Origin of the sequence: Streptomyces capitiformicae (genome assembly GCF_002214185.1) — a bacterium.
Lineage (GTDB): Bacteria > Actinomycetota > Actinomycetes > Streptomycetales > Streptomycetaceae > Streptomyces > Streptomyces capitiformicae.
This window is the reverse complement of record NZ_CP022161.1, coordinates 7,897,955-7,915,482: the sequence shown is the minus strand read 5'-3', so window position 1 is coordinate 7,915,482 and position 17,528 is coordinate 7,897,955. Positions and strand designations below refer to the sequence as shown.

Annotated in this window: 12 protein-coding genes and 1 pseudogene; 9 read left to right on the top strand and 4 right to left on the bottom strand. The window is 71.3% G+C overall.

The window, feature by feature from the left end; genetic code table 11:
* Positions 1 to 28: 28 nt before the first annotated feature.
* Complete coding sequence (locus CES90_RS35450; RefSeq protein ID WP_189782770.1) at positions 29 to 1,465, bottom strand: DUF2079 domain-containing protein; 1,437 nt, start codon at positions 1,463 to 1,465, stop codon at positions 29 to 31.
* Between the two features lie 433 nt (positions 1,466 to 1,898).
* On the opposite strand from CES90_RS35450, the gene mfd reads away from it, so the two are divergent.
* Positions 1,899 to 5,432, top strand: a complete 3,534-nt coding sequence (mfd, locus tag CES90_RS35445) for a transcription-repair coupling factor (protein WP_189782769.1) — start codon at positions 1,899 to 1,901, stop codon at positions 5,430 to 5,432.
* A gap of 397 nt (positions 5,433 to 5,829) precedes the next feature.
* Here mfd and CES90_RS35440 read toward each other — a convergent pair whose 3' ends face one another.
* The gene (locus CES90_RS35440; protein ID WP_189782768.1) at positions 5,830 to 6,408 is read right to left on the bottom strand and encodes a TetR/AcrR family transcriptional regulator; all 579 of its coding nucleotides are present in this window, start codon (positions 6,406 to 6,408) and stop codon (positions 5,830 to 5,832) included.
* A 233-nt stretch (positions 6,409 to 6,641) separates the two neighbouring features.
* On the opposite strand from CES90_RS35440, the pseudogene CES90_RS35435 reads away from it, so the two are divergent.
* Positions 6,642 to 7,558 (top strand): annotated as a pseudogene (locus CES90_RS35435) (SCO6745 family protein).
* A gap of 631 nt (positions 7,559 to 8,189) precedes the next feature.
* A complete protein-coding gene (locus tag CES90_RS35430) occupies positions 8,190 to 8,912 on the top strand; it encodes an HNH endonuclease family protein (protein WP_189782767.1) in 723 nt (240 codons plus the stop codon).
* Positions 8,913 to 8,959: 47 nt separating this feature from the next.
* On the opposite strand, the gene CES90_RS35425 is transcribed toward CES90_RS35430, so the two are convergent.
* Together CES90_RS35425 and CES90_RS35420 are read right to left on the bottom strand one after the other, a co-directional pair.
* Complete coding sequence (locus CES90_RS35425; protein WP_189782766.1) at positions 8,960 to 9,709, bottom strand: hypothetical protein; 750 nt, start codon at positions 9,707 to 9,709, stop codon at positions 8,960 to 8,962.
* A 90-nt stretch (positions 9,710 to 9,799) separates the two neighbouring features.
* Positions 9,800 to 10,183 carry a hypothetical protein gene (locus CES90_RS35420; protein ID WP_189782765.1) on the bottom strand — a complete coding sequence of 128 codons (384 nt, stop codon included), beginning with the start codon at positions 10,181 to 10,183 and terminating at the stop codon, positions 9,800 to 9,802.
* A gap of 211 nt (positions 10,184 to 10,394) precedes the next feature.
* On the opposite strand from CES90_RS35420, the gene CES90_RS35415 reads away from it, so the two are divergent.
* The 6 genes from CES90_RS35415 to CES90_RS35390 all read left to right on the top strand — a co-directional run bounded on the left by CES90_RS35415 (position 10,395) and on the right by CES90_RS35390 (position 17,508).
* Positions 10,395 to 12,422, top strand: coding sequence for an N-6 DNA methylase (locus tag CES90_RS35415; protein WP_189782764.1), 2,028 nt, complete (start codon positions 10,395 to 10,397; stop codon positions 12,420 to 12,422).
* A gap of 145 nt (positions 12,423 to 12,567) precedes the next feature.
* Positions 12,568 to 13,149 carry a hypothetical protein gene (locus CES90_RS35410; protein WP_189782763.1) on the top strand — a complete coding sequence of 194 codons (582 nt, stop codon included), beginning with the start codon at positions 12,568 to 12,570 and terminating at the stop codon, positions 13,147 to 13,149.
* Positions 13,150 to 13,187: 38 nt separating this feature from the next.
* On the top strand, positions 13,188 to 14,681 hold the full coding sequence (locus CES90_RS35405; RefSeq protein WP_268257021.1) for a serine/threonine-protein kinase: 1,494 nt from the start codon (positions 13,188 to 13,190) through the stop codon (positions 14,679 to 14,681).
* Positions 14,682 to 14,729: 48 nt separating this feature from the next.
* A complete protein-coding gene (locus tag CES90_RS35400) occupies positions 14,730 to 15,569 on the top strand; it encodes a glycoside hydrolase domain-containing protein (protein ID WP_189782761.1) in 840 nt (279 codons plus the stop codon).
* 176 nt (positions 15,570 to 15,745) lie between these two features.
* Positions 15,746 to 16,423, top strand: coding sequence for a SurA N-terminal domain-containing protein (locus CES90_RS35395; protein ID WP_189782760.1), 678 nt, complete (start codon positions 15,746 to 15,748; stop codon positions 16,421 to 16,423).
* A 74-nt stretch (positions 16,424 to 16,497) separates the two neighbouring features.
* A complete protein-coding gene (locus CES90_RS35390; RefSeq protein WP_189782759.1) occupies positions 16,498 to 17,508 on the top strand; it encodes a nucleoside triphosphate pyrophosphohydrolase in 1,011 nt (336 codons plus the stop codon).
* Positions 17,509 to 17,528: the final 20 nt, after the last annotated feature.

Sequence of the window (17,528 nt, the reverse complement as noted above, 5' to 3'; positions counted from 1 at the left end):
TTTTCACAGATGTTCAGGGATGTACGTCTCACGGGGAGGTCCGTTTCAGCAGCACGTACCCCTGGACCAGGCCCCTGAGCTCGTACTGGGCGCGCGGATGCAGCTGACGGGCGTACCCCGGGACGTCCTTCACCCACCGCGAGGAGTTGTTGAAGACGATGTAGTCCGGGGTGAGCCCCTTGGCGCGGCCGATCCAGAAGACGCGGCAGCGGGAGGTGAGGCGGGTGATGGGCCCGATGTTGGACTCGACGGTGGCGCCGTCCGGGACGGTGTCCAGCAGCCTCTCCACGGCCGTGACCCGGTCCGGGACGCGATAGGCGTCGGCCTCGGTCAGCGCGGACAGCGGCAGCGAGGCCGTCAGCGCCAGCGCGGCCGCGGCGACGGTGGCGGGCAAATGGAACGCGTACGAGCGCAGCCACGGGCGGGCGCTGTGACGGGCGGCCGGGAGCGCGTCGACGAGGGCGAGGGTGACGATCGGCATCAGGACGGCGCTGTAGTGCCAGTCCGTGCCCCAGTAGTGGTCGTCGGAGGACAGGAAACGCCAGCCGAGGGTGGGGAGAGCGGCTATGAGGATCGGCGAGCGCAAGGCCAGCAGCCCGCTCGTCGGCACCAGCAGCCACAGCAGCGTGCGGATCTTGGTGTCCGTGCCTTCGAGCGGGCCGGCCTCGCCGACCTTGGTCCAGTAGTCGTAGCCGCCGGTGGCGTTGAACGCCGGGATGATCACGGTGAAGGTGAGCAGCGCCGCGACCGCGCCGAACGAGGCCACGGCGATGGCGTACGGCACGGTCCGGGCCGAACCGTGCTTCCGGGCCCGTAGCGCGACCACGACCGCGAGGGCCGCCGTCGTCAGCCCCAGGTCCTCCTTGACCAGCACCAGCGGCAGCGCCCAGAGCAGCGCCGCGCGCCACCGCTGCGTCAGCAGCGCCTCCAGCGAGAACGCGATCAGCGGAACCGCGAAGCAGATCTCGTGGAAGTCGAAGTCCACCGCCCGCTGCAGCCCCCACGACAGCCCGTACGCCACCCCGACCGCCAGCCCGCGCGCCCGCCCGAGCATCCGCGCGGCGACCCGGGTGACCGGCACCGCCGACAACGCGAACAGCGCCGCCTGTGCCACCAGCAGCGTGACGGGGGAGGGGACGACCCGGTAGATGGGCGCGAGCAGGGCGGTGACCGGGCTGAAGTGATCACCGAGGACGTTGAACCCGGGCCCCTTCAGATCGACGATCGGCGCCTGAAAGTGCGCGTACCCCCGGACCGCCTGCTCGAAAATGCCCAGGTCCCACGACCGAGTACCCATGTGCCGATACCGCCCGACCGACACCGCCGCGTACGCGACGAAGAACCCGACGGCGAGCACGTACGGATCGCGCCGCGCGGAGAAGACCCGCCGCAGGTCACGAGCCGAGCCCGAGGCCGTGACCTGCGCGGGTATGAGAGCCGTGGGCGGAGGGGCGCTCGGGGACATGGGGACTCGCGTTCGGGTTGGGGCAGGGCCGGTCGGGTGCCCTTCAGGTTAGGCGGCGCCTCGTGCTTTCAGGGGCGCGGGGAACTGCGCGAGAAACCACACACGACGGTCACGGACCAACCGACCGCAGCTCCAGAAGCGGGAGCGAAGGGGCGGCAGCCCCTGGATGGGGGTCCCCCCGCTCGAGCGAAGCCGAGAGTGGGGGAGGGACGGGGAGGGACGGGGAGGGACGGGGAGGGGCGGCGGGGGCGAGACCTTCCCGGCCCCACCCCACGGTTATCCACAGCCCCCACCCCCACCCACACCGCCGTCGTACCCTGGACACCCCCGGCCCGTCCCACGAGGTCGGGCGTTCGCGTTGCCCCACCCCAGCTCAGCCCACCCAGCCCACACCGACTGCCCACCCCCATGCCCCGGACGGGAATCGCCCCAAATGAGCCTTCACGGTCTGCTCGACGCCGTAGTCAAGGACGCACCCCTCGCGGAAGCGATCAGGGCGGCAGCCGACGGCCACCGCACCCACATCGACCTGGTGGGCCCCCCGGCGGCCCGCCCCTTCGCGGTGGCCGCGCTCGCCCGGGACGCCGGCCGCCCCGTACTCGCCGTGACGGCGACGGGCCGCGAGGCCGAGGACCTGGCGGCAGCCCTCCGCTCCCTCCTCCCCCCGGAGGGCGTCGTGGACTACCCGGCATGGGAGACGCTCCCGCACGAACGGCTCAGCCCGCGCAGCGACACCGTCGGCCGCCGCCTCGCCGTCCTGCGCCGCCTGACCCACCCGAGCCCCGACGACCCGGAGACGGGCCCGGTGTCGGTCGTCGTCGCCCCCGTGCGGTCCGTCCTCCAGCCCCAGGTCAAGGGTCTCGGCGACCTGGAGCCGGTGGCCCTGCGCACGGGCGAGACCGCCGACCTGAACCGCACGGTCGAGGCCCTGGCGGCGGCCGCGTACTCCCGGGTCGAACTGGTCGAGAAGCGCGGCGAGTTCGCCGTACGCGGCGGCATCCTCGACGTGTTCCCGCCGACCGAGGAACACCCCCTTCGGGTGGAGTTCTGGGGCGACGACATCGAGGAGATCCGGTACTTCAAGGTCGCCGACCAGCGGTCGCTGGAGGTCGCTGAACACGGCCTGTGGGCGCCGCCCTGCCGTGAGCTGCTCCTCACCGACGACGTACGCGCACGCGCGCGTGCCCTCGCCGAACGCCACCCCGAACTCGGCGAACTCCTCGGCAAGATCGCCGAGGGCATCGCCGTGGAAGGCATGGAATCCCTCGCTCCGGTCCTCGTCGACGACATGGAGCTGCTGATCGACGTACTCCCGAAGGGCGCGATGGCCGTCGTGTGCGACCCGGAGCGGGTGCGCACGCGCGCGGCGGACCTGGTGGCCACCTCGCAGGAGTTCCTGCAGGCGTCCTGGGCGGCCACGGCGGGCGGCGGCGAGGCGCCCATCGACGTCGGCGCGGCCTCCCTGCGGTCGATCGCGGACATCCGGGACCGGGCACGCGAACTCGACATGATGTGGTGGTCGGTCTCCCCGTTCGCGGCGGACGCGGAGCTCGACGCGGACACCCTCAAGCTCGGCATGCACGCCCCTGAGACCTACCGCGGCGACACGGCCAAGGCGCTGGCCGACACCAAGGGCTGGCTGGCCGACGGCTGGCGCACGGTGTTCGTGACCGAGGGCCACGGCCCGGCCGCCCGTACGGTCGAGGTGCTGGGCGGCGAGGGCATCGCCGCCCGCCTGGAGGCCGACCTGGGGGAGATCTCCCCGTCGGTCGTGCACGTGTCGTGCGGCTCGATCGACTACGGCTTCGTCGACCCGGCCCTGAAGCTCGCGGTGCTCACGGAGACCGACCTCTCCGGCCAGAAGGCGGCCGGCAAGGACGGCGCCCGTATGCCCGCCCGCCGCCGCAAGACCATCGACCCGCTCACCCTCGAACCGGGCGACTACATCGTCCACGAGCAGCACGGCGTCGGCCGCTACATCGAGATGGTCCAGCGGACCGTGCAGGGCGCGACCCGCGAGTACCTGGTCGTGGAGTACGCCCCCGCCAAGCGCGGCCAGCCCGGCGACCGCCTCTACATCCCGACCGACCAGCTGGAGCAGATCACCAAGTACGTCGGCGGCGAGGCCCCGACGCTCCACCGCCTCGGCGGCGCGGACTGGACGAAGACGAAGGCGCGCGCGAAGAAGGCCGTCAAGGAGATCGCCGCCGACCTGATCAAGCTGTACAGCGCCCGCATGGCGGCCCCCGGACACGCCTTCGGACCCGACACCCCCTGGCAGCGCGAACTGGAGGACGCCTTCCCGTACGCCGAGACGCCCGACCAGCTGACCACGATCGCCGAGGTCAAGGAGGACATGGAGAAGACGGTCCCGATGGACCGCCTGATCTGCGGTGACGTCGGCTACGGCAAGACGGAGATCGCGGTCCGGGCCGCCTTCAAGGCCGTCCAGGACGGCAAGCAGGTGGCGGTCCTGGTCCCCACGACCCTGCTGGTGCAGCAGCACTTCGGCACATTCAGCGAGCGCTACTCCCAGTTCCCGGTCAGCGTTAAGGCGCTGTCCCGCTTCCAGACGGACACCGAGGCGAAGGCCACCCTGGAGGGCCTGCGCGACGGCGGCGTCGACATCGTCATCGGTACGCACCGACTGTTCTCCACGGAGACCAAGTTCAAGGACCTGGGCCTGGTCATCGTCGACGAGGAGCAGCGCTTCGGCGTCGAACACAAGGAGCAGCTGAAGAAGCTGCGCGCGAACGTGGACGTCCTGACGATGTCGGCGACCCCGATCCCCCGGACCCTGGAGATGGCGGTCACGGGCATCCGGGAGATGTCGACGATCACGACACCCCCGGAGGAGCGCCACCCGGTCCTCACCTTCGTCGGCCCGTACGAGGAGAAGCAGATCGGCGCGGCCATCCGCCGTGAACTGCTGCGCGAGGGCCAGGTCTTCTACATCCACAACCGCGTCGAATCGATCGACCGGGCGGCGGCGAGACTGCGCGAGATCGTCCCCGAGGCGCGCATCGCGACCGCCCACGGCCAGATGTCGGAGCAGGCGCTGGAACAGGTCGTCGTCGACTTCTGGGAGAAGAAGTTCGACGTCCTCGTCTCGACGACGATCGTCGAGTCCGGCATCGACATCTCCAACGCCAACACGCTGATCGTGGAGCGCGGCGACAACTTCGGCCTGTCGCAGCTGCATCAGCTGCGGGGGCGCGTGGGGCGAGGCCGCGAGCGCGGGTACGCGTACTTCCTCTACCCCCCGGAGAAGCCGTTGACGGAGACGGCGCACGAGCGGCTCGCCACCATCGCCCAGCACACGGAGATGGGCGCGGGCATGTATGTGGCGATGAAGGACCTGGAGATCCGCGGCGCGGGCAACCTGCTCGGCGGCGAACAGTCCGGCCACATCGCGGGCGTCGGCTTCGACCTGTACGTACGGATGGTCGGCGAGGCGGTCGCGGACTACCGCCGCCAGCTGGAGACCGGCGCCATCGAGGAGGAGCCGCCGCTCGAGGTCAAGATCGAGCTGCCCGTCGACGCGCACGTCCCGCACGACTACGCCCCCGGTGAGCGGCTTCGCCTCCAGGCGTACCGCGCGATCGCCTCCGTCAACACCGAGGCCGACATCACCGCCGTACGCGAGGAACTCGTCGACCGCTACGGCAAGTTGCCCGAGCCGGTGGAGAACCTGCTGCTCGTGGCCGGGCTGCGGATGCTCGCCCGCGCCTGCGGCGTCGGCGAGATCGTCCTCCAGGGCAACAACATCCGTTTCGCACCGGTGGAGTTGCGGGAGTCGCAGGAGCTGCGCCTCAAGCGGCTGTACCCCGGCACCGTCATCAAGCCGGCGGTCCACCAAGTGCTGGTGCCACGCCCGAAGACAGCGAAGGTGGGCGGAAAGCCGCTGGTCGGGCGGGAGCTGCTCGGGTGGACGGGAGAGTTCTTGGCTTCGATTCTGGGGTCGTAGGGGGGGTGGGCCCGGCTACAGGCGGTCGGTGATTGAGAGCCCGGCTACAGGCGGTCGGTGATTGAGAGCCCGGCTACAGGCAGTCGGTGATTGAGAGCCCGGCTACAGGCAGTCGGTGATTGGGAACCCGGCTACAGGCAGTCGGTGATTGGGAACCCGGCTACAGGCAGTCGGTGATTGGCAGCTCCGTCTCGGTGGGCGTGCGGTAAACGCGGCTGTTGCCGGGACGCAGCTGCCAATCACCGGGACACGGTTGCCCATCGCCGAGACCTGGTTGCCAACCGCCGGGTGACGGCGGGATCGGCGGTGACGTCCCCGTCGAGACACGGCAGGGGGAGGAACGAGTCGGGTGATCGCCCAGGTCACCTGACCGTGCGGCCGACGAGGCCCAGGTCGGTCAGGCGGAGGGGAACAGCAGCTCCGTCGCCGTGCGGAAGACCTCCTCCGGGTCCTGGTCGCCGACCACCCCGTCCAGGTTGCGGCTGAGCAGCAGCGTGGCGAAGCCGTGGGAGAAGGACCAGGCGGCGATGCCGGCCAGCCGGGGGTCGGTGCCCGTGCTCTCCGGGCGGGCGATGGTGACGGCGGTGCGCAGCTGCTCGCTCGACAGGGCGCGGGCGGTGGTCAGTTCGAGGTCGTCCTCGCGGAGCAGTTCCGGCCGGAACATCACCTGGAAATGCGCCGGGTGCTCGCGTGCGAAGCGGACATAGCGCACGCCCGCGTCCCGCAGGTCCTCGGCCCCCGCGAGCGCGGCCGCCAGCAGTCCGTGTCCCTCCGCCGCGATCGCCGTGAGCAGCCCCGTGCGGTCCTTGAAGTGGTGGGCCGGTGCCGCGTGCGAGACGCCCGCGCGGCGGGCGAGGTCCCGGAGGCTCACCGCCGACGGGCCGTCCGCGGCGATGACGTCGAGCGCGGCGCGGAGGATCGCGCGACGCAGGTCGCCGTGGTGGTAGGGGCGTTCACCAGCGCTGTTGTCGGGCATGGGTAACAGCGTACGCCGGATCTAGCCATTGACAAGTTGAGAGCGCTCGGTGCAATCTAGTCAGTGGAAAGTTTGGGTTCGGTCGGGATGGCCGAGGGGAGCGGCGAGGGGGATGAGTCATGTCCGACAACATGTCCGAGAATGTCACCGGAGGCGGTTCGACAGCGGGCGGTGAAGGTGTCGATGGATCTACGGGTGAGGGCGCGCGCGTAGCGCTGCCCGAGGTCCGCCGCATGTGGCACCTCCTGGAGCCACTGCACGCCGTCCTCTACTACGCGCCGGAGGCGTTCGAGGAGGCGACCGCGCTCGGGTACGGCGTGGGGGAGCGGTGGCCGAGTTACTTCCCGTACCGGGCGGCGCCGTTGGGAGCGGCCGGGAGCGAGCGGGTGACCTCGGCCTTCTACAGCTTCAGCCCCCGCATGGTCGCCGAGCACATCGAGCCGGCATGGAAGACCGCGAGCCCGGAGGCCGTGCTGGCGGCACGGGACCGGGCGATCGACCGGGCCTGCCGAGCGATATTCGGCGACCGGGCGAACAGCCCCGAGCTCACCGAGGCCGCCGCACTCGCCCGCCGCGCCGCGGAGTCCGTGAACACGGCCGGGCGCCCCCTGGCCGCGGCCAACGCCGAACTGCCCTGGCCCGAGCCCGCCCACCTCCAGCTCTGGCGGGCGGCGACCATCCTGCGCGAACACCGGGGCGACGGCCACCTCGCGGCCCTCATGGTCGCGGACCTCGACCCCGTCGAATCCCTGGTCTCCTTCGCTGCGATAGGCGCGGCGTCGCTGGAACGCTTCGAGAGCCGGGGCTGGAGCCGGGAGGAATGGGCAGCGGCCCACGCCCGCCTCGCGGCACGGGGCCTGGTCGCCGCGGATGGGGACGGCACGGGCACGGGCACGGGGACGGGGACGGGAAGGGGAACGGCAACGGGGGTGGTACGGCCATGGAAGCCGGCCGAAGCCTGCGCCAACAGGTCGAGCGGCACACCGACCAACTGGCCGCCGGTCCCTGGCGGTTCCTCGGCCCGACCGACACCGCCCGGCTCGCCGACCTGCTGGGCGAGTTCTGGGTGGCTGTGATCGGTTCGGGCCTGCTGCCTTCGGAGACAACCCTGGGAATCGGCAAAGTGTCAACTACCCCTTCGCCAAAGTGAAGGGCTTGCACAACGGGCATCACTGGCTGTGGTGCTGCGTTCGTGTCCAGCCCCACCGGCACGCTGGCGCGGTGGTGGGGCAGGGGCCGTCGACTCGGCCCCGCGTCGCCACAACTCCCACGCACGGGCGCGGATGTTGCGGGAGCTGTTCCGGTCCGCGTGATCAGCGAATCCGCAGGACCGGCACGCGAAGCGGGCCTGTGAGACCCGGTTCGCCTTGTCGCAATCACCGAACGCACACACCTGTGCGGACGCAGCGGTACGTTCGGGACAGATCACCCGATCGGGGGAGGCGGCCGCCCCTCGCCTGCCGTATCCGTCGGCCGGGCGCCCGGACGCTCCCGTTGGCCGATCGGACCGTGATGTCGCTGCGGCGCCTCGCGCCGGGGATGCGCTTCCTCCCGGGTGTGGACACCCAGGGTCCCTCGCAAGAGCCCCGCTGAACCTTCGGCTGGGAAGCCGGGCCGGGAGCTGTGCAGGTGTGAGCGACTGCGGTGCACGCCGGGTGTGCACCCACTGCCGGTCGAGGTGCCCGGTTCGCTCCTCCACGCGGCCGCTACGGTGTGAGCAGGGAAGACAGGCTGGACGGACAAGGCCGGGCGAGGGCACGGGCAATGGGGAGGGGTGTCGCGTGGTGCGTCTGAGGGGTGGGGCCGCCGTGGCCGCCGCAGCTCTGCTACTGACCGCGATCAGCGGCTGTGAACTGGACACGGAAGGGTCGTCAGGCCCGGAGGGGAGTTCCGGTGGGGGAGGCGCGGCCCTCACCGCTGCGGAGGCGTTGCCGGTCAAGGGGCGGGCGCCCAGGACCGGTTACGACCGCGACAAGTTCGGCAGCCCCTGGGCCGACACGGACTCCAACAAGTGCGGCACCCGCGACGACATACTGAAACGCGACCTGGAGAACGTGAAGTTCCGGGACGGGGACTGCACCGTGGCCTCCGGTGTGCTCGACCCGGACCCGTACACCGGCGAGGACGTGACCTTCGTACGGGGGCGCAGCCAGGTCGACATAGACCACATAGTGGCCCTCTCGGACGCCTGGCAGAAGGGCGCTCAGCAGTGGGACGCCAGCAAGCGCATAGCCCTGGCCAATGACCCGCTCAACCTCCTCGCGGTCGACGCGAGCACCAACCGCGGCAAGGGGGACGGCGACACGGCCACCTGGCTCCCACCCAACAAGGCGTACCGCTGCACCTATGTCGCCGCCCAGGTCGCCGTGAAGAAGAAGTACGGCCTCTGGGTCACCTCGGCCGAACAGTCCGCCATGAAGCGAGTCCTGACCAGCTGCCCCGACCAGAAGCTCCCCTCCGGCGGCAACCCGACCAAGGCACCGGCACGCTTCCACGCGAACTGAGCGGCGAACGGGCCGAGCCGGGGGAGGGGCCCCGGCTACGGCCTACGTCAGCTCCACTCCTCGTCCAAGTCGATCACCTTGCCCTTGGGGGCCTCGGCCGGGACCGGCTTGTTGTAGTCGGTGAAGGTGAGCTCGCCGGGCTCCTTGGCGGACTTGCTGACGACTCGCAGGAGGTACGGCTTGCCCTCGGTCGCCACGTAGAGGGTGTAACGGTCCTTGCCGTCACGCTCGTTGAGGGTGATCGCGGGGGTGCCGTCGAGGGTGGTGGTCTTGCCGCGCTCGGCGTCGGAGTTCGTGTCCTCGAACTCGGAGAGCGTTTCGTCGAGGTCGCAGAAGCTCGCGATGTCCTTGGAGTCCTCGGCGGTCGCGGACGTCTTGGTCCACTTGCCGGCGAGCATCTCCACGACCATGTCGGCCTCCTCCTTGGAGGAGTCCTTGGACTGGGCGCGCAGGAAGGCCTCGTCGTACTTCATGTAGATCGTGTCGCCGACCTTGATCAGCTCGGCCTGGCCCTCGCCGCCCATGCTCATCGTGCCGGCACAGTCGCCCTTCTTGTTCATCGCCATGTCGAGCTGGACCGTGCCGCCGGCGGTCTCGTCCGTGATCTCGCCCTTCATCCGGAGCGAGTCCGCGCCCGTGGTGGCCTTCACGGCCTTGTCGGCGATCTCGCCGCCGGTCAGTCCGGCGAACGGGACCTTCGACGTGTCCTCCTTGGGCTCGCCGCCGGGCAGGCAGCCGGTGATGGAGACGGTGGCCGCGGCGGCGAGGCAGACAGCGGCGAGTGCGGTGCGACGCATGGGAGTTCCCCCCTGGGAATCGGTGAAATGAGCGGTGAGTAGCGCGTGGGAAGCGAGGAGTGAGCGGTGCCGACGCGGATGCGGAGGGCGTCAGTACGTCCGGGTGCCGAGTACTTCGCCCGCCGAGTCGTAGACCGTGACGCGGCCTCGCTCGTCGTGCTTCCAGTCGGCGAAGGCGGTGGCGATCAGTCGGGCGGGGCCTGTGCCGCCACCCGGCGGGCCGCCGGTGAAGTCGGTGTGGATGTCGGTGGAGTCGATGTCGCCCGCCGACGGGGCGGGTCTGTGAACCGCGGTGACATGGGAGACGGCGGTTCTCTCGGCGGAGGTGCCGTGACTGTTCACAAAGGCCTTGAAGCGGTTCGCGGAGCCGGTGCCGTATCCGGCGCTGTCACCGCTCCCGGCGTTCGCCGAGACCACGCCGATGACGAGGAGACCGACCGCCGCGTTCAGCGCGAGCTGGGCTTTCATCCGCATGGCCGTGCCTCCTCCCCTGGTGTGTGACCGCACGACGAGGTGTGACCTCCCGGATCGGGTGGCCCGTCGTTTCATGGGTCAATCACAGCAGAGCCTGTGAACCGAGTCAACACGGTTCACAAGGTTGGTTGCGTACACGTCGTGAAGGGGTAGATCTTGCGTACGTCGGTATGCTCGGCGTCACAGAGCGGGAACGAGGGGAGTCGGGCGCGTGCAGGGCAACGGGACAGAGGTCACCGCCGCGGAGATCGCGCGGCTCGCGGGCGTCGGCCGCGCCGCCGTCAGCAACTGGCGCCGCCGGCACGCCGACTTCCCCAAACCGGTCGGCGGCACGGAGACCAGCCCGTCCTTCGCGCTCACCGACGTCGAGGGGTGGCTGCGCAAGCAGGGCAAGCTCGCCGAGGTGCCCCTCAAGGAGCGGGTCTGGCAGCAGGTCACCGGCCACCCCGACGGGCCCGTCACGGCTCTGGTGCACGCGGGCTGCGCCCTGCTGTACCTGCACGACCGGCCCCTGGCCTGGCTGGAGTTGAGCGCCTGTCCCGGCGACGAGCAGCTGGCCAAGCTCCTGCCCGACCCCCTCTGGCACGTCCTCACCCCGCGCTTCGGCCTGGTCCGCGAGCCCGCGGTGCCCCACCCGACGCCCGCCGAGTTCCTGCCCTCGATCCCGCTGCTGCGCGGCGCCACCGAGCTCGCGGCCGACCTGGGCGCACGGCAGACCTTCGAGTTCCTGCTGGCCCGGCACCTCGACGCCAACCCGCGCCAGTACACACTCACCCCGGCGGAGCTCGCCGCGCTGATGGCGGAACTCGCCGGTCCCGCGCGCTCGGTACTCGACCCGGCCTGCGGCACCGGCGCCCTCCTGCGTGCCGTCGCCGCCCCGTCCGGCCAGGAGCTGTTCGGCCAGGACAGTGCCCCCGAACTGGCCGCCCTCACCGCGCTCCGTCTCGCCCTGCGCACCAAGAGCACCATCCGCACAGCCCCCGGCGACAGCCTCCGCGCGGACGCCTACGAGCACGTCAGGGCCGAGGCCGTGCTGTGCCACCCGCCGTTCAACGAGCGCAACTGGGGCCATGACGAACTCGCCTACGACCCGCGCTGGGAGTACGGCTTCCCGGCCCGTACGGAATCCGAACTCGCCTGGGTGCAGCACGCGCTGGCCCGCCTGGAGGACGGCGGCACCGCCGTGCTGCTGATGCCGCCGGCCGCCGCGAGCCGCCGCTCGGGGCGCCGTATCCGCGCCGACCTGCTGCGCCGCGGCGCCCTGCGCGCCGTGATCGCCCTGCCGGTCGGCGCGGCACCCCCGTACAACATCCCGCTGCATCTGTGGGTGCTGCGCCGGCCCGGCAAGGCCCCGGTGCGACCCGAGTTGCTGCTGGTGGACACCGGGCGGCTCGGGGCCGAGGGCAGGGGCGCCCTCGACTGGGCGGCCGTGCGCGGCGCGGTGCTCGACGCCTGGCGGCCCTTCGACCGGGCGGGCGAGGTCGAGGAGCGGCCGGGGCTGAGCCGTTCGATGCCGGTCATCGAACTGCTCGACGACGACGTGGACCTCGCTCCCGCCCGGCATCTGCCGCCCCCGGCCGCGGGCGGCGGCGCCGAGGAGCTCACCGCCGTACGCGAACGCCTCGGTGAGACCCTCCGGCTGACCGCCGACCTCGCACCCCCCGTCGCCGACGAGGCGCAGCCCGCGCGATGGCCGCTCACCACGGTCGGTGAACTGGCGCGCGGAGGCGCCCTGTTGCTGCGTACGGGCGGAAGCGGCCCGCACGCGCGTGTGCTCACCGACCACGACGTCATCGCCGGAACAGAGCCTTCGGGGACCTTGCCCGAGACCGGTGAGGCGGCCGTACTCGTGGAGCCGGGTGATGTCGTCGTGCCCGTGCTCGGTGGCGGCGGTATCGCGCGGGTGATCGACGACGAGACCGCGGGCGCCGCCCTTGGCCGCAACCTCGCGCTCCTGCGCCCCGATCCGGCCGCGCTCGACGCGTGGTTCGTCGCCGGTTTCCTGCGCGGCACCGCCAACAGCCGCCAGGCCAGCAGCTACGCCTCCACCGCCACCCGCCTCGACGTACGCCGTCTCCAACTGCCCCGGCTCCCCCTGGACCAGCAGCGCCGCTACGGCGAACGGTTCCGCGCCCTCGCCGAGTTCGAGGCCGCCCTCCGCCAGGCGGGCCGCCTCGGCGAACAACTCGTGCGCGGCATGTACGACGGACTGACGGACGGCACGGTCGCCCCGGGCTGAACCAGCCGGACGGAACCGTTCCGCCGTGGGCGACGTGACCAGCGACGCAACGGTTGTCCACAACCCTGGACCGCACGTCGGCCTCGGCCTATACCCTCTGAACGTCACTCATACGACTGTCTTCACCAGGCACTCAGGAGCAGCCATGCATGGCCACGGCTACACGCCACCAACGCCGAGGCAACCCTCGACCGGGGCGCTGGTCGTGCTGCGCGTGTTCATCGTGGCGGTGGCCTTGCTGAGCATCGGCTTCCTCGCCTGGATCGGGCCTCTCGTGGCCGCCATCGTGACCCGCAAGGCGCGCGACTGGATGGCCCTCATCGGGTCGTTCGTGATGCTGGTCGTCAGCGTGGGCCTGATCAGCACCGACAAGACGGACGACCTGAGCACCCCGGCCGGCAACGCGGGCATGATCATCCTGTTGCTGAACGCCTGTGCCTCCGCCGGCCACTACCTGTACGCGGACATCCGCCACTACCAACAGCCCCGGTTCGCGGGTTACATATCGCCCCAGCACCCGACGATCCCCACAACGGCGTACGGCTACCCGCCGGCCCCCGCCCCGCAGCCCTACGCGCCCGCCTCACCGGTCCCACAGCCTCCCGTCCAGCAGCAGCCTCAACCGCAGCCGGAGCCACAGCGCCCCGGACCCGCCCGCATAGACCAGGTGCGCGCCGAACTCGACGAGCTCAGCGACTATCTCCGCAAGCACGAAGGAGACAGGTGACCCAGGGGACCGGCCGCCTGATCACCGGCCGCTACGAACTGTCCACGCTCATCGGGCAGGGCGGCATGGGCCAGGTGTGGACGGCGTACGACCAGCGTCTCGACCGGCGCGTGGCGGTGAAGCTGCTGCGCCCGGACAAGGTCGCGGGTCAGGAGGCCGACGAACTGCGCCGCCGCTTCGTGCGCGAGTGCCGCGTCACCGCCCAGGTCGACCACCCCGGCCTGGTCACGGTGCACGACGCGGGCAGCGAGGGCGAGGAGCTGTTCCTCGTCATGCAGTACGTCGACGGGGCCGACCTCGCCGACCACCTCGCCGAACACGACCCGTACCCCTGGCAGTGGACCGTCTCGGTCGCCGCCCAGCTGTGCGCCGTGCTGTCCGCCGTGCACGCGGTGCCGATCATCCATCGCGACCTCAAGCCGCGGAACGTCATGGTCAAGCAGGACGGCACGGTCACCGTCCTCGACCTGGGCGTCGCCTCCGTGATGGACACCGACACCACCCGCCTCACCCACACCGGCTCACCCATCGGCAGCCCCGCCTACATGGCCCCCGAACAGGCCATGGGCGGCGCGGTCGGCCCGTACACCGATCTGTACGCCCTCGGCGTGCTGATGCACGAACTGCTCAGCGGGAACGTCCCGTTCACCGGGTCCACGGCCCTCGGCGTCCTGCACCGCCACCTCTACGAGCCGCCGGTCCCCGTCCGCCGTATCCGCCCCGAGGTGCCCGAGGCACTGGAGGCCCTGGTCCTGCGGCTGCTCTCCAAGGACCCGCAGCACCGCCCGTCCTCCGCGCAGGAGACGTACGAACAACTCCTCCCGCTGCTCCCCGCGCGGGGCATGCCCACCGGCTCGCCGCTCGACCCCACTCGCCCCTTCCTGCGCCCGCACGCCCCCTGGCCGGACCGCGCCCGCATCCCCGCGCCCCAGCCCTCCGCCGCCTCCGTGCAGACGCCCGCGGTCGAGAAGCCGGACGTCGCGGGTGCCGTCGACGAGGTCAAGCGACTCCTCGGCGAGGGCCGCATCACGCAGGCCGTCGACATCCTCGGCGCGATCCTCCCGGCCGCTGCCGCCCAGCACGGCGAGCACTCACCCGTCGTCCGCACCCTGCGCAAGCAGTACGCGGCCACCCTCATGGACGACGGCCAGTACCGCCGAGCCCTGCCCGAGCTGCGTCGCCTCGCCGACGAGCGCGCCGCCGAGGCCGGCCAGGCCGATCCGCAGTCCCTGCGCTTCCGCTACGAGTCCGCCCAGTGCCTCGAACAGCTCGGCGAACCGGCGGCAGCCCTCGCCGAGTACCGCTCCCTCCTGCCGTACTTCGAGAACCAGTACGTCGGCGGCGACCCCGAACTGTCGCTGGACGTCCGCCGCCGCATAGGCCACCTCCTCCTCGCCCTCGGCGACCGAGGCGCCGCCCACGAGACCCTGGGCCGCCTCCTCCTCGACGTGGAGCGCCTGCGGGGCCCCGGCCATCCGCTGGCGGGCGAGGTGCGGCGGACGTTGCAGTGGCTGGGGCAGGTGCGGGGCTGAGCCCGGCTAGGGTTCGCACATCACAGCGATCGAGGGGTGGGGCCACTCATGTCCAGCAAGTCCAGCCACCGGCAGTCCAAGAAGCGCAGATACGTCGCCTGGACCGCCGCCGGAGCCGCCGTGCTCGCCGGAGCGGGCCTGGCCGCGCAGAACTCCCTCGCCGCCCCCACCGCCTGGCCGGCCGCCAAGGTCTACACGGGCCGCGCCTTCGACACCTGCACGGCACCGTCCCTGTCCGCGATGAAGGCCTGGAACACCGGCTTCTACGGTGCGGCCGCCGTCTATATCGGCGGCAGGAACCGCGGCTGCTCCCAGCCCAATCTCACCGCGTCCTGGGTGAAGTCCGTCAGCTCCCTCGGCTGGAAGCTCGTCCCGCTCTACGTCGGCGCCCAGCCGCCCTGCCAGACCGGTTCCAGCCCCGAGGTGATCAACGCGTCGACCGCCGCCTCCCAGGGTGCCGCCGACGGGGCCGACGCCGTGGCGAAGGCCGCCGCCCTCGGCATGAAGCCGGGCAGCGCGCTCTACCTGGACGTGGAGGCGTACGACACCACGAACACCGACTGTAACAACGCCGTCCTCACCTACATCAGGGCCTGGCACAAGGCGCTCGGCGCCAAGCAGTACCGGTCCGGCTTCTACGGCTTCAGCAGCTCCAGCGCCAAGGCGGTCGCCACCGCCACCGACCGCACCAACCTGCCGGGCAACCTCTGGTACGCCAAGTGGGACAAGATCAACACGACGACCACCGACTGGCCGTACGACCCGAAGCTGTACACCGGGCACCACCGTGCCCACCAGTACATGGTCAACAGCAAGGAGACGCGCGGCGGGCACACGATCAACGTCGACCGGAACGCGTGGGACGCGCCGGTGGCGATCGTCGGCTGAAACGCTGAGACCCTGAAACGACGACGTGGGCCGGAGGTGGTGAGGGCTCTGGTGCGGCGGTGCCGGAAGTCGTCGTGAATCGTTGGTCGAATGGCTGGCCGAGAGCAGCCCCACTGCCTACCATCGATCACCGCAAGACTTTGTGCACCGCCGCACAATCTCCTCAGGAGGTCTCCTTGCACCGCCGTCGTCGTCGCACCGCGCTCCTCCTCTCCGCCGCGATCACCGCCGCGGCCCCCCTCCTCTCCGCCTGCGGAAGCGACGCGCATCCGGGCGCGGCGGCCGTCGTGGGCGGCGAGCGGATCACGGTCTCGCAACTGGAGAACCGGGTGAACGACGTGCGTGCCGCACAGCGGGCGGCCAGCGCGGACGAGGCCCAGTACCAGCGGCTCGTCGCCCAGACCGGCACCCTCACCCGCCACACCCTGAACGGCATGGTCCTGGAGAAGGTCCTCGACCAGGCCCTCGAAGACGCCGGCGTGCGGGTCACCCGCAAGGAAGTCCAGGAATACCGCTCCGCCCTGGAAGAGCAGGAAGGAGGCTCCCAGGGCCTGGAGCTGAGCTGGCTGCAGCAGTACAACGTCGCCCCCGAGCACCTCGACGAGAGCATCCGCAGCGACGTCGAGGTCCAGAGACTCGCCACCGCCCTCGGCGTCGACGTCAACACCCCGGATGGCAGCGCCGTCTTCTGGCAGGCCATGGCCAAGGCCTCGGAGAAACTCGGCGTCGACCTCAACCCCCGCTACGGCACCTGGGACGTCGAGGTCGAGAAGCAGGGCCGCGTGGGCATGGCGGAAGCCAAGACGCCATGGGTACGAGAGGTCACGAAGGCGGGGACGCAGGAGCCGGCGTAGGGCGGCCCCGTCCGGCACGAGGTGGCCTGTGGACAACTTCGGAGGGTGTCCGTGGCGTGGGTTACGTTCGTGGGGTGAACGCAAACCGCCCCGACGGCGCCCCCGACACCACGGCCCCCGCACCGGCTTCCGGCCCCGGCCGTGTCGTCCTGCTCACCACCAGCCACCGTGTCGCGCCCGGCCTGCTCTCCTGGCCCGCCTGGCAGGCGCTGCGCGAGGCCGACCGCGTCCTCTGCGCGGACGAGGCACACCCCCAGCTCCCCTACCTCCGCGAAGCCGGCATAACGGTCGAGCGGGCGGCCCCGACCGCCGAGGAACTGGTCGACGCCTGCGCCGGTGACCGCACGGTCGTGGTCGTCGCCACAGCGGAGGGCGAACCCCACCTGACCGACGGCCTGGCCCGCCTCGCCGGCTCCGGCCGCGTCCAGATGCCGTCACTGGAACTCCTCCCCGCCTCCTACGACCTCCCCGGCGCCCGCCTCCTCGACCTCGTCCAGGTCATGGACCGCATCCGCCGCGAATGCCCCTGGTCCTCCCAGCAGACCCACAAGGGCCTGACCAAGTACGGCATCGAGGAGGCGTACGAGCTGGTCGAGGCGATCGAGGAGGGCGACAGAGACGAACTGCGGGAGGAGTTGGGCGACGTCCTGCTCCAGGTCGTCTTCCACGCCCGCATAGCCGAGGAGGACCCCGGCACCCCGTTCTCCATCGACGACGTGGCCGCCACCATCGTCACCAAACTCATCCACCGCCACCCCCACGTATTCGGCGACGAGACCGCCACGACCCCCGAGGAGGTCAAGGAGCACTGGCTCCGCACGAAGGCGGTAGAGAAGCGACGCGAGTCGGTCACGGACGGCATACCCCTCGGCCAGCCCGGCCTCGCCCTGGCCTCGAAGCTGGCGTCCCGGGTCCGCACGGCTGGCCTGGACGTCCCGCTCCCGACCGGCGAGGGCCCCGGCTACGAGTTGCTGGCGATGGCGGTACGCGCGGAGGCGGCCGGAGTCGACCCCGAGGCGGCGCTGCGGGCGGCGGCCCGGGCGTACCGGGACGCGGTAAGGGCGGCCGAGGGGCTGGACGCTTAGTACCGTTGTCCTCACGGCTG